The sequence below is a fragment of the Brenneria sp. L4-2C genome, assembly GCF_040240335.1.
Lineage (GTDB): Bacteria > Pseudomonadota > Gammaproteobacteria > Enterobacterales > Enterobacteriaceae > Brenneria.
The window spans coordinates 12,787-32,730 of the sequence record NZ_JBEIAC010000011.1 but is presented as its reverse complement, the minus strand read 5'-3'; the positions used below and the strand labels follow the sequence as shown (position 1 = coordinate 32,730).

Sequence of the window (19,944 nt, the reverse complement as noted above, 5' to 3'; positions counted from 1 at the left end):
CGGGAGATCGCAGCACAATGGCCGGAAAGTTTCACATTTTGCTCTTGAATGGCCCTAACCTGAATCTGCTGGGCGCCCGTGAGCCGGATAAATACGGTAAGACAACGCTGGCGGAGATTGTTAGCAATCTGGAAACACAGGCGCAGTCGCTGGGGGTGCGGTTCTCTCATCTGCAATCCAATGCGGAGCATGTGCTGATCGATAGAATTCATCAGGCCAGGGGAAATACGGATTTTATTTTAATTAATCCGGCGGCATTTACCCATACCAGCGTCGCGCTGCGCGACGCCTTACTGGCGGTCGCAATCCCGTTTATCGAAATTCATTTGTCCAACGTGCATGCACGAGAACCTTTCCGCCATCATTCTTACCTGTCTGATGTCGCGGTAGGGGTGATTTGCGGCCTTGGCGCAGATGGTTATAACTATGCTTTACAGACAGCGGTAACACGCCTGTCTACCTCCAATTAAACAAAAGAGTACGGAACCACATCAATGGATATTCGTAAAATCAAAAAACTGATCGAACTGGTTGAAGAATCCGGCATCGCCGAACTGGAAATTTCTGAAGGTGAAGAATCAGTACGTATCAGTCGTGCCCCGGCAACGCCAAGCTACCCTGTGATGCAACAGGCCTATGCGCCGATGATGCAGCAACAGCCGGCCTTGTCCGCCGCTGTCGCGCCTGCGCCCGCCGTCGCGGAAACCGCAGCGGCGCCGGCGGCCATCAGTGGTCACATCGTTCGTTCTCCAATGGTTGGTACTTTCTATCGTACCCCGAGCCCGGATGCAAAAGCGTTTATTGAAGTGGGTCAGCAGGTTAATGTCGGCGACACGCTGTGCATCGTTGAAGCCATGAAAATGATGAACCAAATCGAAGCTGACAAAGCTGGCGTCGTCAAAGCGATTCTGCTCGACAATGGTCAACCGGTTGAATTTGACGAGCCGCTGGTTGTCATCGAATAACGGGGCTTACCATGCTAGATAAAATCGTTATCGCCAACCGCGGGGAGATTGCGCTGCGTATTTTGCGTGCCTGTAAAGAGCTGGGCATCAAAACCGTCGCCGTTCACTCCAGCGCGGATCGCGATCTGAAACACGTATTGCTGGCGGATGAAACCGTGTGTATCGGTCCGGCGCCGTCCACCAAAAGCTACCTGAATATCCCGGCGATTATCTCCGCCGCGGAAATCACCGGTTCCGCCGCGATTCACCCCGGCTATGGCTTCCTGTCGGAAAATGCCGATTTTGCCGAACAGGTCGAGCGCTCCGGCTTTACCTTCATTGGTCCGCGCGCCGAAACCATCCGCCTGATGGGCGATAAGGTTTCCGCCATCAACGCCATGAAAAAGGCCGGCGTCCCCTGCGTGCCGGGTTCCGACGGCCCGCTGGACGGCGACATGGATAAAAACCGCGCCTTTGCCAAACGTATCGGCTACCCGGTGATCATCAAAGCCTCCGGCGGCGGCGGCGGTCGCGGCATGCGCGTGGTGCGCGGCGATAAAGAGCTGGAACAGTCCATCAACATGACCCGTGCGGAAGCCAAAGCGGCTTTCAATAACGACATGGTTTATATGGAAAAATACCTGGAAAATCCGCGTCACGTGGAAATTCAGGTATTGGCCGACGGTCAGGGCGGCGCCATTTATCTGGCTGAACGCGACTGCTCCATGCAACGCCGTCACCAGAAAGTGGTGGAAGAAGCGCCCGCGCCCGGCATCACCAGCGAACAGCGTAAGTTTATCGGCGAACGCTGCGCGAAAGCCTGTATCGATATCAACTATCGCGGCGCCGGTACGTTCGAATTCCTGTACGAAAACGGCGAGTTCTACTTTATTGAAATGAATACCCGTATTCAGGTGGAACACCCGGTGACCGAAATGATTACCGGCGTGGATCTGATCAAGGAGCAATTGCGCATTGCCGACGGTCAGCCGTTGTCCATCAAGCAGGAAGACGTTCACGTTCGCGGCCATGCGGTGGAATGTCGCATCAACGCCGAAGACCCGAATACCTTCCTGCCGAGCCCGGGTAAAATCACCCGTTTCCACGCGCCGGGCGGCTTCGGCGTGCGTTGGGAATCCCATATCTACGCCGGCTACACCGTTCCGCCGTATTATGATTCCATGATCGGGAAATTGATCACTTACGGCGAAACCCGTGAAGTGGCGATCGCGCGCATGAAAAATGCGCTGGCGGAGCTGATCATCGACGGCATCAAAACCAACGTCGAACTTCAGATGAAGATCATGGACGACGAGAACTTCCAGAAAGGTGGAACCAATATCCACTATCTGGAGAAAAAACTCGGGTTACAGTAAATACCACGACTGCGGTCCCTGCCGTTATGATCGTAAAAGGCCGGTGAAAACCGGCCTTTTTGCTTTTTTATCAGTTCAGGCAGGGCGACCCGACGACACAGAGTAAAATTTGCCGGTTTCGCTATGACGCCGGCCTGACTATGGGGGAAAAATGGACATTCGTTTTCTTCAGGCTCACCGGGAAGCCCGCTGGGCGATGGGCCTGACGCTGGCTTATCTGGTTGCCTGGATTCTTACTGCTTATCTGCCTGACAACGCTCAGGGCATTACCGGGCTTCCTCACTGGTTTGAAATGGCCTGCCTGCTGCTGCCTCTGGTCTTCACTCTGCTGTGCTGGCTGATGGTTCGCTTCATCTTCCACGATATCTCACTGGAGAATGACGATGCAAAGTGAAGTGCTGCTGCCGCTGCTGGGCTATCTGCTGTTGGTGTTCGGGCTGTCGGTCTACGCCTACCGTCGTCGGCAGGCCGGCAACTTTCTGAATGAGTATTTTCTCGGCGGCCGCTCCATGGGCGGCTTCGTGCTGGCGATGACCCTTATCGGCACCTATGTGAGCGCCAGTTCGTTTATCGGCGGCCCCGGCGCGGCTTACAAGTACGGCCTGGGCTGGGTGTTGCTTTCCATGATCCAGTTGCCCACCATGCTGCTGTCGCTGGGTATTCTGGGCAAAAAATTCGCGATTCTCGCCAGACGTTATAACGCCATCACGCTCAACGATATGCTGTACGCCCGCTACGGCAGCCGGCTGCTGGTCTGGTTCGCCAGCATTAGTCTGCTGGTCGCCTTTATCGGCGCCATGGCGGTACAGTTCATTGGCGGCGCGCGTCTGCTGGAGACCGCGGCCAATATTCCCTACGATATCGGCCTGCTTATTTTCGGCGTCACCATTGCGCTGTATACCGCATTCGGCGGTTTCCGCGCCAGCGTATTGAACGATGCCATGCAGGGCATCGTGATGCTGCTGGGGACGATCATCTTATTAGTGGGCGTGGTTCACGCCGCCGGCGGTCTGCACAGCGCGGTGGATAAACTCCACGCCATCGACCCGGCGCTGGTCACGCCGCAGGGCAGCAATCAGATCCTGTCGATGCCGTTTATGACCTCGTTCTGGGTGCTGGTCTGTTTCGGGGTCATCGGCCTGCCGAACACCGCCGTGCGCTGCATCTCCTATCGCAACAGTCAGGCGCTGCATCGCGGTATTATTATCGGCACCATCGTGATCGGCATCCTGATGCTGGGCATGCATCTGTCCGGCGCGCTGGGTAGGGCGATTATGCCCGATCTGACCATTCCGGATCAGGTATTGCCGGCGCTGATGGTCTCCGTTCTGCCGCCGCTGGTGGCCGGGATATTCCTCGCCGCGCCGATGGCGGCGATCATGTCCAATATCAACGCCCATCTGCTTCAGGCTTCCGCCACCATAATAAAAGATCTTTATCTCAGCGTTCGCCCGCAGCAAATTCGCAATGAAAGGCATATCAAGCGCCTTTCCAGCATGACCACCCTATTGCTGGGCTTATTGGTGCTTATCGCCTCCTGGCGGCCGCCAGAGATGATTATCTGGCTAAACCTGCTGGCCTTCGGCGGACTGGAAGCCGTATTCCTCTGGCCGCTGGTGCTTGGGCTGTATTGGGAGCGCGCCAACGCCACGGGCGCATTATGCGCGATGCTCAGCGGCGCGGGCTGTTATACGGCGCTGGCCAGCTTTAATCTGCATCTGGCGGGCTTTCATCCTATCGTGCCGGCGCTGACGTTAAGCCTGCTGGCGTTTATTATCGGCAACCGGTTCGGACATCGCGTACCAGAACCGGTTACCGCTCCCCATTCACTTTAAATGTAATAGAGACTGCTATGCCGTGGATTCAACTGAAAATAAACACCTCCGGCAGCAATGCCGAACAACTGGGTGACGCACTGGTCGAGAGCGGCGCCGTGTCCGTAACCTTCCAGGATACGCACGATACGCCCGTCTTCGAACCGTTGCCCGGCGAAACCCGCCTGTGGGGCGATACCGATGTCATCGGCTTATATGACGCGGAAACCGAGATGGCGGACGTCATTGCGGCGCTGGAGCGGGAACCCCTGCTGGGCGTCGGATTCCAGCATAAAATCGAACAGTTGGAAGATAAGGACTGGGAGCGCGAATGGATGGATAACTTCCACCCGATGCGCTTTGGCGAGCGGCTGTGGATCTGCCCGAGCTGGCGCGACATCCCCGATCCGACGGCGGTGAATGTGATGCTCGATCCGGGTCTGGCCTTCGGCACCGGCACCCACCCCACCACCGCGCTGTGTCTGCAATGGTTAGATGGGCTGGACTTACAGGGAAAAACCATCATCGACTTCGGCTGCGGCTCCGGCATCCTGGCTATCGCCGCGTTAAAACTGGGCGCCGCCCGCGCTATCGGCATCGACATCGACCCGCAGGCGATCCAGGCCAGCCGCGACAACGCGCAGAGAAACGGCGTTTCCGACCGTCTGGAGCTTTACCTGCCGCAAGATCAGCCGGACAACCTCAGCGCCGACGTGGTGGTCGCCAATATTCTGGCCGGCCCGCTGCGCGAACTGGCGCCGTTAATCAGCGTACTGCCGAAATCCGGCGGACATCTTGGCCTGTCAGGCGTGCTGGCCACGCAGGCGGCCAGCGTCGCGCAAGCCTATCAGGACAAATTCCAGCTTGATCCGATCGCGGAAAAAGAGGAATGGTGCCGGATTACCGGTATCCGTAAGTAAGGCAGCAACCCCGCCGTGCTCTCCCTCCCCTGCCCGTGGGAGGGCTTGCGTCGGCGGCAGAGAAAACGTCCCGCCATCTCCCCTTTAAAGATCGGAATTATCCGTTTCTGACCGATTTTTTCATCAGCGCCTTAACCATTTAAAATGTAGGTGTATCCTCAAGCCTCGTAAAACATCATCGGTCGCTCAAGCCGTTGAGTTGAATCATCATATCGTTTAAATGGATCATAAAATGAAGTACAAACTACTGGCCGCCCTGGCTTTTACCGCCTGTTTTTCACTGCAAGCATCGGAACACGCCCACTGGAGCTATGAAGGACAAGGGTCGCCTGCGCACTGGGGCAAGCTTTCGCCCGATTTTTCTCTGTGTGACAACGGTAAGAACCAGTCTCCCATTGATATCCACGGCGCGCTGAAAACCGCCCACGATGACTTAAAACTGTCTTATCAGACCGGGACGCAGCATATCGTCAACAATGGCCATACCATCCAGGTGGACGTCAGCGCGGGCAATACGCTAACCATTGATAATGATACTTTCACTCTCCAGCAGTTCCATTTCCACGCCCCCAGCGAGAACGAGATCGACGGCAAAACCTTTCCGCTGGAAGCCCATTTTGTCTACAAAGACCAACAGGGCGCATTGACGGTCATGGCGCTGATGTTTGAACAAGGCGAGGCCAATCAGGAACTGGAAAATGCCTGGCGCCAGATGCCGTTAACGCTCAATAGTTCAGCGTTGTTAACCACGCCGCTGAATATCGGCGCGCTGATCCCGTCGGCGGAACGGCTGAACTACTACCGTTTCAGCGGCTCGCTCACCACGCCGCCTTGTTCAGAAGGCGTTCGCTGGCTGGTGCTGGATAAACCGGCCACGATTTCGGCGGCGCAGACGGCCAAATTCGCCGCGGCCATGCATCATGCCAATAATCGCCCGGTGCAGCCGCTAAACGGCCGCGTTATCGTTAATTAATCTTACCGCTTCGCCTGGGCTCCGGCCGATTCACACCGGAAGCCCTGCGCTTGCTGCGTTATGGTGCAAAAATTTATCGCTGTTGTTTGTTTATTGACAATGCAATCCCCTGCGAATACTGAATATCATCGTTACTCCTGCTTAAATCAGCGCAAATTACAGATAAATTGCGATGCGCCAGGAATATTTTCCTGCACAAAAAAAACTCACAAATAGATAAAACCTATTGTTAAATATAGATAATATTTTCATCTGGAAGAATGAAACACATTTTCTTTGATCGTCTTCGGCAAATTGGTCAAAGTTTGGCCTTTCATATCACGTAAAAAATGCGTAATATACGCGCCCTTGCAGACACAGTATGGTCACTCTTTGTCTATGCGCATTGGACAATTTCAGCTAACAAATCGCCTGATAGCCGCGCCGATGGCAGGCATTAGCGATCGCCCATTCAGAGCACTTTGCCATTCGATGGGCGCTGGAATGGCCGTGTCCGAAATGCTGATTTCCAATCCGGAAGTCTGGCGTTCGGATAAGTCGCGTTTGCGCATGGTACATAGCGATGAACCCGGTATCAGGGCCGTGCAGATAGCCGGCAGTGATCCGGATGAAATGGCTGTCGCGGCGAGAGTCAATACGGATTTCGGCGCGCAGATCATCGACATCAATATGGGATGTCCGGCAAAGAAGGTGAACCGCAAGATGGCAGGATCTGCGTTATTGCAGTATCCGGATTTGGTCAAACAGATCCTCTCGGCGGTAGTGAAAGCGGTAGACGTACCGGTAACGCTAAAAATCCGTACCGGCTGGGCGCCGGAGCACCGTAACTGTGTAGAGATTGCCAGATTGGCTGAAGATTGTGGTATTCAGGCTCTGACCATTCACGGACGCACGCGAGCGTGCCTGTTCAATGGCTCGGCGGAATACGACAGTATTCGGACAGTTAAGCAGGCCGTTTCCATTCCCATTATTGCGAATGGCGACATTACTGACCCGCATAAAGCCAGAGCGGTTCTTGATTACACCGGGGCGGATGCCCTGATGATAGGACGAGCCGCTCAGGGAAGACCCTGGATCTTTCGGGAAATCCAGCATTATCTGGACACAGGGGAGTTGCTGCCGCCTATGCCGTTGGCAGAGGTCAAGCGCTTGCTGATCAAGCATATACGGGAATTGCACGACTTTTATGGTCCAGGCAAGGGATTCCGTATTGCTCGTAAGCACGTATCCTGGTATCTCCGGGAGAACGCCCCAAACGACCAGTTTAGGCGCACATTCAACGCCATTGAGGATGCCGGCGAGCAGCTGGAGGCGTTGGAGGCATATTTTGAAAATCTTGCGTAAACAGAAAAAGAGCTGACAGAACTATGTTCGAACAACGCGTGAATTCTGACGTACTGACCGTTTCCACCGTAAACTCTCAGGCACAGGTAACCCAAAAACCCCTGCGCGACTCGGTTAAACAGGCACTGAAGAACTATTTTGCCCAATTGAATGGTCAGGACGTGAGTGACCTGTATGAGCTGGTATTGGCTGAAGTTGAACAACCCCTGTTAGACATGGTGATGCAATACACCCGCGGCAACCAAACCCGCGCCGCACTGATGATGGGTATCAACCGCGGTACTCTGCGTAAGAAACTGAAAAAATACGGCATGAACTGATTCACGCTGGTATTTAGTTGATTTGAAAGACGCTTGTCGGCAACGGCAGGCGTTTTTTATTTACCGCGCGCTCGGCCGCCCCAATCGATCCCCGTTCTTTCCGTCTACCCATTCCCGCCAATCCAGTTCCGTCTGTCACACCTTGTCCAACCTTTAATAATGCGGATGCGTATGATTTGCATTCCGTATATATTTCAAGAGACATTTCCCATTATGCAACCCCGCTTTCACCAACGGTCGCTGGCCGTTATCGTTAAACTGGCTTTGTTCTGCCCTGTCGCCGCCTATGCCGAAGAACACACTGGCGACCTGAACGCCGCAACGGAACCGGAAACGCTGGTGGTCACCGCCGCCGGTTATGAACAGAACCAGGAGGACGCTCCCGCCTCAATCACGGTGATCAAAGGCGAAGATCTGCGCAAGCGATCCATGCAGAATCTGGGCGATGCGGTGCGTGATGTGGAAGGCGTGGTGGTCAACGGCGGCGCCAATGAAACCGATATTTCCATCCGCGGCATGCCCGGCGATTACACGTTGCTGTTGGTGGACGGAAAACGCCAGAGCGGGCGCGACTCCCGCGTCAACGGCAACGCCGGGTATGAGCAAAGCTTCGTACCGCCCGCCGCCGCCATCGAACGTATCGAAGTGATCCGCGGCCCCATGTCTTCACTCTACGGCTCGGACGCCATCGGCGGCGTGATCAATGTGATTACGCGCAAAGTCTCCCGCCAATGGGGCGGTTCGGTTTCTTATGATTATTCAGCCCGTCAGCACAGCGATCAGGGCAACGCGAACCAGACCCAGTTTTACCTCAGCGGCCCTCTCGCCCAGGACGTGCTGGGCTTGCAGGTGTGGGGGCGCTATCTTAATCGCCAGGGCGACGATGATGTGCAAACCACCAATGGCTTTACCCAAGCCGACCATAAAGATCTGACCGCGCGCCTGGCGTTCACCCCCACGGCGAATCACGACATACTGCTGGAAGCGGGCGCCACGCGTCTGAAGAACGGCGACGGCGTCAGCCGCAACTGGGCCACCAGAGAACAGGAAAACAACCGCGATCACTGGTCGGTGTCCCACGAAGGACGCTGGAGCTGGGCCACATCGACCGTTGCGCTGTCGCAGGAGAAAACCAGCCGTCAGGGCGTCGCCAGCGCCAGCCAGACGGACGTGCTGGGCCGCAAACCGGAAATCAGGAACACTGTGTTCGACGCCAAACTGGTCGCCCCGACCGATTACCACATCACCAGCGTCGGCGTGCAATGGAACCAGAGTTCGCTCAAAGACTGGAACCAGGGCCTCGGCGATCGGAAAAACTACACATTCGAGGTGGTGCAAAAAGCCCTGTTCGCCGAGGATGAATGGCGCATCACCGACAGTTTCGCGCTTACCTCCGGCCTTCGTCTCGACCACCATGAGCAATACGGCAGTCATTTCAATCCCCGCCTTTACGGGGTGTGGCATCTGAACGATGAATGGACCGTCAAAGGCGGCGTCGCCCGGGGCTTCAAGGCTCCCGAACTGCGGGCCGTCGTCGATGACTACGCCGTGCTGCGACGCAACACCTACGTTATGTTCGGCAATTCGAACCTCAAACCTGAGAGCAGCACCAACTATGAGCTATCGGCATTGTGGTCCAACCGCGACGATCTCTCGGCCGGCGCCACGGTTTTCTACAACGACTTCAAGGATAAGCTCTCGACGCTGACCACTGACGAACGTTGGAACGGTTACATCATCATGGATCGCATCAACATCGACAAGGCGGTGATCAGAGGCGTGGAGCTTAACGGACGCTGGCAGATCGTCCCCTCGCTGGCGCTGAAAGGCAACTTTACCTATACCGACTCGGAGCAGAGAAGCGGTACGAACGCCGGCGCCCCTCTGGCCCTGACTCCCAAGAACAAGGCCAACCTGCGGGCTGACTGGGATATTTCCGATCGGGCTCAGGCCTGGGCGGCGGTGAACTACTACGGTAAAGAGTTCGGGAATACCATCAATAATGAACCGTCGCCGGCTTACACCACGGCGGACATCGGCGGCTCTTATCAGCTGACCCGCGCCGTGGCGCTCAACGCGGCGATTTACAACCTGAACGACAAGCGTCTGGACAACGAAACTTACGGTACGGTCAATTACGGCCGCACGTTCTGGTTCGGCACCACCATCGCTTTCTAGCCGAGCGGCAACCGCACGACGGCGCACAACCCGGCGGGCGGGCGATTCTCCAGGATCAGCTCGCCGCCGTGCGCATGAATACAGGCGCGGGCGATGGACAGCCCTAATCCCATCCCGGCGCCGATCCCCGCACCGTCGTGCGCCGGGGACGGGTTCAGTTGCACAAAAGGTTCGAAAGCCTGCTCAAGGGCGGAAGGCGCAATCCCCGGGCCGTGATCGCGCACTTCAATACACACGCCCTCAGGCCCGCGCTGCAGACTAAGCGTGGCGTCGCCCGCATGGATCAACGCATTATCGATCAGATTAGTCAGCGCGCGCTTGAGCGCCAGAGGACGACAGCGGATCTCAATCGGTTCGGCGCCCGTCCATTGCACCCGCCGTCCCATGGTGCGATATCGCCGGACCAACTCGTCAAGCATGGCGGTGAGCGCCAGACTGCTCGTTTGCTCCTGCATGGCGTCACCGCGCACGAATTTAAGGGTTTCGCGCGCCATGGCGCTCAATTCGTTCAGGCTTTCCAGCATGTCGTCGCGGGTTGGGCCGGCCTCCAGCAACTCCACCTGCAAACGCAGTTCGGTGATGGGCGTATTGAGATCGTGGCTGACGGCGGCAAGCATGCGGGTACGTCCCTCGATGTGACGAGCAATCCGTTCCTGCATCACGTTGAATGCCTGGGTCAGCTCGCGCGCTTCCAGGGGGCCGGACAAAGGCAACGGCGCCATCCGCTCCCCCCGACTAACCCGTTCGGTCGCCGCGGCCAACGCCTTGACGGGATGCACCACCCGCCGCATGAAAAATACGACAATCAACAATACCGGTACGCTGGTCACGGGCAGCGAATAGGAGAGTAAACGGCTCCATTCGTATGCCTGAAGCGGATGTTGCACCCCATTGAGGTAGCGCCCGTCAGGCAACCGGATGCTGGTGCGAAGCCGCAGCGGATCCCAACGAATCGGGCTGAAAAAGTGGCCGCGCGCCAGTCCGCCGTCGGTACGTTCAAGCTGCATGACAATACTCATGTCCGCCGCCGCAGGCAGCCGCGAGCTCAGATCCGCCATCAACCGGCGCTCCTCTTCCCGCATGTCGAAAGGCGTAATTTCGGGGTGAGCGTCCATCCAGAAACGGGCGTCATTGGCGTTCATGGAAACCAGCAGTTGGTCGGCGTCGGAGGGCGATAAGCGGTGAGCGGCCTGATAGGCGATGGTTAAGCGCTCCAGCGCGAGAGTGCGCGACACCGGGTGGAGCAAAACCCCCGTCAGCTGGACGTAAGCCATGGCGATAAGATTCGACGCCGCCAACGCCGCCACCAGCAGCAGCGCCAACTGGTTGGCCATACGCCTGGGCAGCCAGCTCATCGCGGGTGTACGCTCACGTCGGACGCCAGCAGGTAGCCACTGCCCCAGACGGTAATCAACAATTCGCTATCGTGCAGGAAATGCGCGAGCTTACTGCGCAGGCGACTGACCTGCCGATCGATTGCCCGATCGAATACATCGTTGCCGGGGCGAACGCACAGGTCGATCAGCCGGTCGCGACTCAACACCGCATTGGGATATTGCAGAAAGGCCCACAGCAGGCGTCCTTCCATCGTACTCAATTGCACGCCGACGCCGTTGACGTCGCTGAGTACGCCCGTCGCCGGCATAAACTGCAAACCGGCGAAACAGTACTTGAGCAGCGCTTTGTCATCGCGTTGCACCGCGTCGGCCGCGCGACCCGCCCCCAGACGACGCAGAACGCTATGGATGCGCGCCACCAGTTCACGAGGTTCAAACGGCTTGACGACATAGTCATCCGCCCCCAGGTCCAATCCCCGGACACGGTCGTCCATGGCGTCACGCGCCGTCAGAAGAATGACCGGCATATTAAAACGCCGGTGCAGCTGGCGGCACAGTTCCATGCCATCCCCGTCGGGAAGCATCACGTCCAGGATGACGATATCGAACGGCTGCTGTTTTAAAATCAGCCACATCGCCGCCGCATGCTCGGCGGTGCGCACATCAAACCCATAGCGGCGCAGGTAAACAGCCAAAGGCTCGCGGATCTTGCGATGGTCGTCCACCACCAGCACTCGCGGAGTAGCAACCGTCTCGGCGGCGTTCATAAATCTCCCTGCCATACTGTTTGAATCTGGGGAAAACGGCCGCGCAAGCATATCGCGCCGCCCCAAAACAATCGTTGCCGGTAAAAAAGAACATATCTCATTTGATTATATTTTTCATTATCGCCATGCTGTGCGCCGCACCATCAGGCCGGGATTTTCTTTTATTTTGAAAGTTTCACCAGATTATAACCTCATACCGGCAAAATCCTCTGCCAGTCAGCATCAAATTTTTCTATCGCCGCCAGCGCCGCTGCGGTAGCGGGAACGTTGATAATCAAATCGCCAACGTGTTGCCGCATCAGCAAGGCCTCTTTAACCATATCCTCTGCCCGATGGGCGATCACCCTCCCCTTTTCCCTCCAGAACCTGATGCAACGCCGGCAACGGTTCATGCAGCGGTTTACCCGATGGCTCGGGTTCGTCGTGATGCCGGCCAGCGGCAAGATACGCGCCAGTCGTTCAACGACGGTGATATCCGCCGTATCGAGATAAATCTTCATTGCTCTCTTCCTCCACGCAATGCGTTCAACAATCATTTCTCACTTATATTTCACAATGAACGAAATAACTTTCAAAATGTGATCAATTTAAAATTTAAAAAACACATTTGGATATATTTTGATAGTACGAAAACAAACAACACGCGGTTTAGCGTCCTGCGGCACCAACCAGAGGAAACAGGAGCACATAATGATAGACATCATCACCCACGGGGCTGAGTGGTTCATCGGCCTGTTTCAAAAAGGCGGGGAAGTGTTTGTCGGTATGGTCACCGGCATATTGCCCTTATTGATTAGCCTGCTCGTTATTATGAATGCCCTGATCGTATTCGTCGGTCAGGATCGGATCGAACGCCTGGCGCAACGCTGTGCCGGCAACCCGATCTCTCGCTATCTGTTATTGCCGGTTATCGGCACCTTCGTCTTTTGTAACCCCATGACCTTAAGCCTGGGCCGCTTTATGCCGGAGAAGTACAAACCCAGTTACTACGCCGCCGCGTCTTATAGCTGTCACTCGATGAACGGTCTGTTCCCCCACATCAATCCCGGGGAACTGTTCGTCTATCTCGGTATCGCCAATGGTCTGACTACGCTTGGCCTGCCGTTGGGGCCGCTGGCGGTGAGCTACCTGCTGGTCGGTATGGTAAGCAACTTTTTCCGCGGCTGGATCACGGATCTGACCACCACGCTATTTGAACGCAAGATGCGCATCCAGCTCGACCGTCAGGTTCAGCTTTAACGGGGAACACCATCATGAGTAACGTGATTCGTATCGAAAAAGGCGAAAGCGGCTGGGGCGGCCCCCTGCTGATTGAAGCCGTACCGGGTAAAAAAATCGTCTATATCACCGCGGGAACGCGCCCGGCCATCGTCGATCGCCTGAGCGAACTGACGGGCTGGCCGGCCGTTGATGGCTTTAAAGACGGCGAACCGCCGGCGGAAGAGATCGGCGTCGCCGTGATCGACTGCGGCGGCACGCTGCGCTGCGGCATTTATCCCAAGCGCCGGATCCCGACGATCAACATTCATTCGACCGGCAAATCCGGCCCGCTGGCGCAGTTCATCGTGGAAGATATTTATGTCTCCGGCGTGCGTGAGAAGAATATCCACCGGGTGGATGCGCCTGCGGCCGCTGCCCCATCGCAGCAAGAAAACACGAAGAGCGGTTCATCCGCCCCCGGCCTCGTCCGGGACTACGACAGCAGCAAGAAAATTACCGAGCAGAGCGATGGCCTGCTGGCGAAAATCGGCATGGGCATGGGGTCGGTGGTCGCCGTCTTTTTCCAGGCGGGACGGGAAACCATCGATACGGTACTGAAGACGATTCTGCCGTTTATGGCCTTCGTCTCGGCGCTGATCGGCATCATCATGGCGTCGGGATTAGGCGACGTGATCGCGCACAGCCTGACGCCGCTGGCAAACAGCCCGATCGGGCTGGTCACGCTGGCGTTGATTTGCTCCTTCCCCCTGTTGTCTCCGTTTCTCGGGCCGGGCGCGGTGATCGCCCAGGTCATCGGGGTGCTGGTCGGCGTACAGATTGGACAGGGAAACATTCCTCCCGCGCTGGCGCTGCCCGCCCTGTTCGCGATTAACGCCCAGGCATCTTGCGATTTTATCCCCGTCGGTCTGTCGCTGGCGGAAGCGAAGCAGGACACCGTGCGCGTCGGGGTGCCTTCCGTACTGGTGGGCCGCTTTCTTACCGGCGCGCCGACCGTACTGCTGGCCTGGGTCGTATCCGGTTTTATCTATCAATAGCGGTTGTGGGAGTCGGTATGAACACGGTTTTTCAAACGATATTTACCCGTATTGGCGACAACGCCCCTGAGGCGCTGACCGAAGACATGATGATCACCTTTCGCGAAGGGGCGCCCGAAGACATCGAGTCCTTCTGCTTTATCCACCAGCATGGCGATCTGCGCGGCGAACTACGCGCGGGCAACTCACTGATGTTACAGGATAAAGTCTATCCGATTACGGCGGTCGGCTCGGTGGCGACACAAAATTTGCGCGAATTGGGTCATGTCACCATCCGTTTCGATGGCGCGACCGAGGCGGAATTTCCCGGTTCATTGCATGTTGCAGGCACGACGCCGACCGATATCAAAGTCGGCGGCAAATTAACGATTTTTTCTTAAACCTTGGGTGGGAGATGTATATGAAACAGGTTGCGGTCGTCATCGGCGGGGGGCAAACCCTCGGTGCGTTCCTGTGTGAAGGTCTGGCTGATGCAGGTTATCAGGTAGCGGTTGTTGATTTGAACGCTCAACACGCCATGCAGGTAGCGGAAAAGATTAATGCGCAATACGGCGCGGGATACGCCTGCGGTTTTGGCGCCGACGCCACCAGCGAAGAGCAGGTTGAACAGTTGGCGCAGGCGGTCGACGCCCAATTCGGCCAGGTCAATCTTATGGTCTATAGCGCGGGGATAGCCAAAGCCGCGCCCATTACGCAGTTCCGGCTCAACGACTTCGATCTCTCTTTACAGGTGAATCTGGTGGGCTATTTCCTGTGCGCCCGCGAGTTCGCCAAGCTGATGATCCGCGACGGCGTCGCCGGGCGTATTATCCAGATTAACTCTAAATCGGGGAAGGTGGGCAGCAAGCACAATTCCGGCTACAGCGCGGCCAAGTTCGGCGGTGTGGGGCTGACCCAGTCGCTGGCCCTGGATTTGGCGGAGTACGGCATCACCGTCCATTCACTGATGCTGGGCAACCTGCTGAAGTCGCCCATGTTCCAGTCGTTATTGCCGCAATATGCCCAAAAACTGGGCATCCGGCCGGAAGAAGTGGAGCAGTATTACATTGATAAAGTGCCGTTAAAACGCGGCTGCGATTATCAGGATGTGCTGAACACGCTTTTATACTACGCCAGCGACAAGGCTTCCTACTGCACCGGTCAGTCAATTAATATCACCGGCGGGCAGGTCATGTTTTGATAAAACCAACGCCTCCGGTAGACGGCTACGGATACCGGAGGCACTCAGGAGGTACAGGATGACGCCGGCATCGTTACTGATTTCATGCGCGATAGGCGCCTGGCTGTTGCAAATCGCCCTCGGCTGGTGGCAATTGCGCCGCTTCAATCAGGCGTTTGACGCATTGTATCGACAGGGATGTAAAGTCGGCGTCGGTCGTTCCGCCGGCAGATTCAAAGCCAGAGTGATCGTGGCGCTGGCGTTCGACGAACAGGATCGCGTACAGGACGGCTTTATCATGCGCGGACTTACGGTTTTCGCCCGACCGCGTCAGATGAAAGCATTAATCGGATTGAAAAGAGAGCAGCTAGCGCCAAGTGTGATCTTTCCCATAGAACCGAGCTGTCGGGCCGCGCTTTCATTGGCGATTGAAGCGAAATAATGATATTTTCATTTTAAAAGATAATTCCTTTCATTTGGCAGTATTTCTCGTCCGCCAATCATGTAGGGAAGAAATGGGCATATCGGATGGAAATCGCGTAATGAAACCGAAACAGCGTCAGGCGGCAATCCTGGAATATCTGCGCACCTATGGCAAAACGTCCGTGGAAACCCTGGTCAGCCGCTTTAATACGACAGGAACCACAATTCGTAAAGATTTAACCGCGCTGGAGGAAGAAGGCGCGGTTATTCGCACCTATGGCGGCGTAATGCCCAATCGGGAGGAAGGCGATCAGCCTATCGACCGTAAAACACACATCAATACCACCCAAAAAAAGCAGATAGCCCGCAAGGCCGCCACGCTGATTAATGACGGCGACTCGTTGATTTTTGACGCCGGCAGCACCGTATTGCAAATGGTGCCGTGGCTGACGCAGTTCAACAACATTACCGTCATGACCAACAGCCTGAGCATCGTCAATGAGCTGGTTGAACTGGATAACGATCAGACCATCCTGATGCCGGGCGGAACCTACCGTAAAACCTCGGCCTCGTTTCACGGCAGTCTGGCGGAGGCCGCTTTTTCCCATTTCAGTTTTGATAAGCTGTTTATCGGCGCCGACGGCGTGGATCTGAATGCCGGCGTCACCACCTACAATGAGCTGCATGCCGTCAGCCAGGCCATGTGCCGCGCCGCGCAGCAGCTTATCCTGCTGGTGGACTCCTCTAAATTCGGACGTAAAAGCCCGAACGTGGTCTGCGAGCTCAGCGCCGTCGATATCCTGATTACCGACAACGGCATCAACCCCGACTATCTCGCTGCGCTCAGAGAAAAAAACATTAATGTAATCGTGGTAGGAGACGGCGATGAATGAGCGTTTATTGACCTTTGCCCGCGAAACCCTGGAGATAGAAATCACCGAGGCCCAGCGCATGCTGGAACGGCTGGATACCCGCTTTGTCGACGCCTGCAAACTGCTGTTGGAATGCGCGGGGAAAGTCGTGGTGTCGGGCATGGGAAAATCCGGCCATATCGGCAAGAAGATCGCCGCCTCGCTGGCCAGCACCGGCACGCCGGCGTTTTTTGTTCATCCGGCGGAAGCGCTGCACGGCGACCTGGGCATGATCGGCCCGCAGGATGTGGTGATATTTATCTCTTACTCGGGCCGGGCGCAGGAGCTGAATGTACTGCTGCCGCTGCTGGCCGAGAGCCGCATACCGGTTATCGCCCTGACCGGCAACGCCGAGTCGCCCCTCGGTCTGGCCGCCAGCTGCGTGCTGGATGTCGGCGTCACGCGCGAGGCGTGTCCGATGGGGCTGGCGCCCACCTCCAGCGCGGTGAACACGCTGATGATGGGCGATGCGCTGGCGATGGCGCTGATGCGTCATCGGGGCTTCAGCGCAGAGCAATTTGCACGCTCGCACCCCGGCGGCAGTCTGGGCGCCAGGTTGCTCAACCGCGTCCACCATATTATGCGCAGCGGCGATCGCTTGCCGCGCGTTGAACAAACGGCGAGCGTCATGGACGCCATGCTGGAATTGAGCCGCACCGGGCTGGGGTTGATTGTGGTCTGCGACGATGAAAACCGGGTAGCCGGCGTGTTTACCGACGGCGACCTGCGTCGCTGGCTGGTCAAAGGCAACGCGCTGGATACCGTCATCACCCGGGCCATGACCAGCCCCGGCTACCAGTTGCCCGCGGAGTGGCGGGCGGCGGCGGCGCTGGAAGCGCTGCATGAGCAGCATATCTCCGCCGCGCCGGTGGTCGACAGCGAGGGCAAACTGGTCGGCGCGATAAATCTGCACGATCTGCACGCGGCCGGCGTCGCCTGAGGCGCGTTTAATGCATGTTCAGCGAGACGCCGCGCTGAATCGGTCACTCGATGGCGCGGCCGGCGGCACTCTCCCCTGCGCCATCGCCCGCGCCGTTGCCGCTCAACGCAACAGGATACGTCCGCGATTGCCGTCGATGGCGATCCGCGTTCCCCATTCCCTGGAGTAGTCCGCGATATTGTGCAAAATACGTTGCGCATGTTCCTCCGGCGCCAAGCGCGGCAGCCCCCGTTGAGAACGACGCTCGTGGTAGTTCCAGATCGGATGCAGCACGATTTCCGCCAGTTTGTCCCCGTCAAAAACTACTTGCCCCAGCAAGGCTTCAAACCATTTCATATACGCATCGCCCGTGCGCGTAGGCTGCACCTTGTCCACCAGACGTTTACCGGAACGAATGGCATCGCGCACATCCAGCACATCCTGCGGCGTCGCCGTGGCGTCAAGACCGCTGCGCTCGTAAAAATCCGCCGGAAAACGCTTGATGGTTTCGCTCTGATAAAAGAAATTGCCCAGGCTGTAAAAGATGGGTCGCCCGCGATAGATCTCAATACCTTGCAGGACATGCGGCCCGTCGCCCACGATAATATCGGCGCCGGCGTCAATCAGCGCTCGCGCCAGCTGTTGGATGCGCTCGGCGGGTCGATGACCGGTGCGGGTGCTGTGATGAATATGTACGATGACGAAATCCGCGGCGCGTTTCGCCTCGCCGATGGCCCGAACGTTGCGCTGTACGTCGCTTTGCCGGGCGGTATAACGGCTGGCGGTTTGCCCGGCGCGGAAAAATACCTGACCGAAAGCCAGAATTTTATCGCCGCGCACGCCATGTCCCGGCCCCAGCCGTTCCGCAATACGTTGCAACGCGGCGAAGTCATCACCTTCAAGCGGATAATCGACGTCGAAATGCAGCGCGTTAATGCCCGGCCGCCCCTGCATATCGGGTCGTTGTTCTCCGGCGGGACAATGGGGGGGGAAATCGGTGCATAGCGAGATGAGCGCGGCACGGCCGTTATTCGTCTCCAGCCAGACGGGCTGCGTCGCGGCAGCCAGATTGACGCCCGCGCCGGCATGAACCAGCCCGGCCGCATCCAGAATTTCGCCTTCTTCCCGCACCATTTCAGGGCCGTAGTCCATACCGTGGTTGTTGGAGCGGGCAATCATATTAAATCCCATCCAGCGCAGTTCGTCGGCCACAAAGGGATCGGCCTGCTGGTAAGACTGGCTGGCGCCCATGGTATCGACCGGCATCGGATAACCGCGGAACGTATGGATACGGGTCTCCAGATTGGTCTGCGCCACATCCGCCTGACGCAGCAGTTCGACCAGTTGCAGGAAAGGCGCGTCGCGATAGCAACTGTGCCTGCGGGTACATAACGATTCGCCGGTGACGGCGAATGTCATTCGGGATGCGGCGCGTTCCGTCATTGTTGTCACCAGGTGGAAGAAAGGTTAGCGGTCATTGGCTTGCGCCGCGTTTTTCTGCAACAGATCGGTGAGATAAACATAGCCGGTGCTTAACCCGAGCCGAATCGGTTCCAGCATGACGATGCCGCGCTCGTGAATATCCAGATTCGGCCCGATATTCACCTCGCGGCTAATGTTGTTAACCAGCCAGGCCTGCTGTTTCATCTCTTCCGCTTCGAAGGTAATATTTTCATAACCGACCTGATCGACCAGCTCGAGAATCAGGTGTCCGGTTTCCTTCTCCGCCTGTTTACCCAGCGCGTTATCCAGCTCCCCGCCCTCCAGCGTGACCAGATCCGCCCCCATCGACAATACCTCTTTCATGTCTTTGACGATCGGCGCGACAGATAAAACCTGCTCCGGATACTTGCCGCCCAGTTCGGAAAAAACGAACAGTCCGGCCTTTTTCGCCAGGGAGATATATTTTTCCCGCTCCGCGCTGGTGAGTTGAATAAAATTTTCCGACAGTTCGATGGCGGTAAAGCCTAAATCGGCCAGCGACGGGATCACCCTCTCCGCCTGTCCCTGCGCATAGGCCAGTTCGAACACGATCCCGCCGGCGAACGGCTGAATATCATTCTGGAGATAGAGATCGATTTTACGCCGCACCGGATCGTCCTTGGCATGGGTCATTTTCAGCGCCGAAATGTGTCTGATCTTTATAAAATCCACAAACTGCGCGACATCTTCCAGGCAGTTTTTAATACGCTCATAGCCCAGTCCCAGGTCGCGGGCGATGGTATAGCCGGCCTTGCGCGGCTTTACGCTGCGCGGTGCGATGGTGATAAAATCCAGTGCGCGAGTCATTCACTTTCCCCTTAG

General features: G+C 56.9%; 22 protein-coding genes. 17 read left to right on the top strand and 5 right to left on the bottom strand.

The window, feature by feature from the left end; all coding sequences use genetic code 11:
* Positions 1–17: 17 nt before the first annotated feature.
* From aroQ to ABRZ26_RS15925, 10 genes are all read left to right on the top strand, one after another.
* On the top strand, positions 18–470 hold the full coding sequence (gene aroQ / locus ABRZ26_RS15970; protein ID WP_319605143.1) for a type II 3-dehydroquinate dehydratase: 453 nt from the start codon (positions 18–20) through the stop codon (positions 468–470).
* 24 nt (positions 471–494) lie between these two features.
* Positions 495–965, top strand: coding sequence for an acetyl-CoA carboxylase biotin carboxyl carrier protein (gene accB, locus ABRZ26_RS15965; RefSeq protein ID WP_319605142.1), 471 nt, complete (start codon positions 495–497; stop codon positions 963–965).
* Positions 966–976: 11 nt separating this feature from the next.
* Positions 977–2,320: an acetyl-CoA carboxylase biotin carboxylase subunit gene (gene accC / locus ABRZ26_RS15960; RefSeq protein ID WP_319605141.1), complete on the top strand. Its 1,344-nt coding sequence runs from the start codon at positions 977–979 to the stop codon at positions 2,318–2,320.
* Positions 2,321–2,471: 151 nt separating this feature from the next.
* Positions 2,472–2,714, top strand: a complete 243-nt coding sequence (locus tag ABRZ26_RS15955) for a YhdT family protein (RefSeq protein ID WP_319605140.1) — start codon at positions 2,472–2,474, stop codon at positions 2,712–2,714.
* On the top strand, positions 2,704–4,155 hold the full coding sequence (gene panF, locus ABRZ26_RS15950) for a sodium/pantothenate symporter (protein ID WP_319605139.1): 1,452 nt from the start codon (positions 2,704–2,706) through the stop codon (positions 4,153–4,155). The genes ABRZ26_RS15955 and panF overlap by 11 nt, the downstream gene beginning before the upstream one ends.
* Before the next feature lie 17 nt (positions 4,156–4,172).
* Positions 4,173–5,054, top strand: coding sequence for a 50S ribosomal protein L11 methyltransferase (gene prmA / locus ABRZ26_RS15945; RefSeq protein WP_319605138.1), 882 nt, complete (start codon positions 4,173–4,175; stop codon positions 5,052–5,054).
* A 232-nt stretch (positions 5,055–5,286) separates the two neighbouring features.
* The gene (locus ABRZ26_RS15940) at positions 5,287–6,027 is read left to right on the top strand and encodes a carbonic anhydrase (protein WP_319605137.1); all 741 of its coding nucleotides are present in this window, start codon (positions 5,287–5,289) and stop codon (positions 6,025–6,027) included.
* Between the two features lie 378 nt (positions 6,028–6,405).
* Entirely contained in the window at positions 6,406–7,371 is a 966-nt protein-coding gene (gene dusB / locus ABRZ26_RS15935; RefSeq protein ID WP_319605136.1) for a tRNA dihydrouridine synthase DusB, read from the top strand.
* 23 nt (positions 7,372–7,394) lie between these two features.
* The gene (gene fis / locus ABRZ26_RS15930; RefSeq protein ID WP_005975342.1) at positions 7,395–7,691 is read left to right on the top strand and encodes a DNA-binding transcriptional regulator Fis; all 297 of its coding nucleotides are present in this window, start codon (positions 7,395–7,397) and stop codon (positions 7,689–7,691) included.
* Positions 7,692–7,904: 213 nt separating this feature from the next.
* Positions 7,905–9,869 carry a TonB-dependent receptor domain-containing protein gene (locus tag ABRZ26_RS15925; RefSeq protein ID WP_319605135.1) on the top strand — a complete coding sequence of 655 codons (1,965 nt, stop codon included), beginning with the start codon at positions 7,905–7,907 and terminating at the stop codon, positions 9,867–9,869.
* Here the strand turns inward: ABRZ26_RS15925 and ABRZ26_RS15920 are convergent.
* From ABRZ26_RS15920 to ABRZ26_RS15910, 3 genes are all read right to left on the bottom strand, one after another.
* A complete protein-coding gene (locus ABRZ26_RS15920; protein WP_319605134.1) occupies positions 9,866–11,224 on the bottom strand; it encodes an ATP-binding protein in 1,359 nt (452 codons plus the stop codon). The two genes, ABRZ26_RS15925 and ABRZ26_RS15920, sit on opposite strands and share 4 nt — an antisense overlap.
* Positions 11,221–11,973 (bottom strand): response regulator transcription factor, encoded by a 753-nt coding sequence (locus ABRZ26_RS15915; protein ID WP_319605133.1) that lies wholly within the window; start codon positions 11,971–11,973, stop codon positions 11,221–11,223. Before ABRZ26_RS15915 ends, ABRZ26_RS15920 begins: the two co-directional genes overlap by 4 nt.
* Before the next feature lie 191 nt (positions 11,974–12,164).
* Complete coding sequence (locus tag ABRZ26_RS15910; RefSeq protein WP_413556271.1) at positions 12,165–12,473, bottom strand: beta/alpha barrel domain-containing protein; 309 nt, start codon at positions 12,471–12,473, stop codon at positions 12,165–12,167.
* Between the two features lie 190 nt (positions 12,474–12,663).
* Here ABRZ26_RS15910 and srlA point away from each other — a divergent pair, with 190 nt between their 5' ends.
* The 7 genes from srlA to gutQ all read left to right on the top strand — a co-directional run bounded on the left by srlA (position 12,664) and on the right by gutQ (position 17,661).
* Positions 12,664–13,212: a PTS glucitol/sorbitol transporter subunit IIC gene (gene srlA, locus ABRZ26_RS15905; RefSeq protein ID WP_319605132.1), complete on the top strand. Its 549-nt coding sequence runs from the start codon at positions 12,664–12,666 to the stop codon at positions 13,210–13,212.
* 14 nt (positions 13,213–13,226) lie between these two features.
* Positions 13,227–14,228, top strand: a complete 1,002-nt coding sequence (gene srlE / locus ABRZ26_RS15900) for a PTS glucitol/sorbitol transporter subunit IIB (protein ID WP_319605131.1) — start codon at positions 13,227–13,229, stop codon at positions 14,226–14,228.
* Positions 14,229–14,245: 17 nt separating this feature from the next.
* Positions 14,246–14,608 carry a PTS glucitol/sorbitol transporter subunit IIA gene (gene srlB / locus ABRZ26_RS15895; RefSeq protein ID WP_319605130.1) on the top strand — a complete coding sequence of 121 codons (363 nt, stop codon included), beginning with the start codon at positions 14,246–14,248 and terminating at the stop codon, positions 14,606–14,608.
* 20 nt (positions 14,609–14,628) lie between these two features.
* Positions 14,629–15,408: a sorbitol-6-phosphate dehydrogenase gene (srlD, locus tag ABRZ26_RS15890; RefSeq protein ID WP_319605129.1), complete on the top strand. Its 780-nt coding sequence runs from the start codon at positions 14,629–14,631 to the stop codon at positions 15,406–15,408.
* A 58-nt stretch (positions 15,409–15,466) separates the two neighbouring features.
* Positions 15,467–15,829 carry a transcriptional regulator GutM gene (gene gutM, locus ABRZ26_RS15885; RefSeq protein ID WP_319605128.1) on the top strand — a complete coding sequence of 121 codons (363 nt, stop codon included), beginning with the start codon at positions 15,467–15,469 and terminating at the stop codon, positions 15,827–15,829.
* A gap of 100 nt (positions 15,830–15,929) precedes the next feature.
* The gene (gene srlR, locus ABRZ26_RS15880) at positions 15,930–16,703 is read left to right on the top strand and encodes a glucitol operon DNA-binding transcriptional repressor SrlR (protein WP_319605127.1); all 774 of its coding nucleotides are present in this window, start codon (positions 15,930–15,932) and stop codon (positions 16,701–16,703) included.
* Complete coding sequence (gutQ, locus tag ABRZ26_RS15875) at positions 16,696–17,661, top strand: arabinose-5-phosphate isomerase GutQ (protein WP_319605126.1); 966 nt, start codon at positions 16,696–16,698, stop codon at positions 17,659–17,661. Before srlR ends, gutQ begins: the two co-directional genes overlap by 8 nt.
* A gap of 102 nt (positions 17,662–17,763) precedes the next feature.
* Here gutQ and ABRZ26_RS15870 read toward each other — a convergent pair whose 3' ends face one another.
* Both ABRZ26_RS15870 and ABRZ26_RS15865 read right to left on the bottom strand, forming a co-directional pair.
* Positions 17,764–19,083: a CapA family protein gene (locus ABRZ26_RS15870; protein ID WP_319605125.1), complete on the bottom strand. Its 1,320-nt coding sequence runs from the start codon at positions 19,081–19,083 to the stop codon at positions 17,764–17,766.
* A gap of 24 nt (positions 19,084–19,107) precedes the next feature.
* Positions 19,108–19,929: a phosphosulfolactate synthase gene (locus ABRZ26_RS15865; protein ID WP_319605124.1), complete on the bottom strand. Its 822-nt coding sequence runs from the start codon at positions 19,927–19,929 to the stop codon at positions 19,108–19,110.
* Positions 19,930–19,944: the final 15 nt, after the last annotated feature.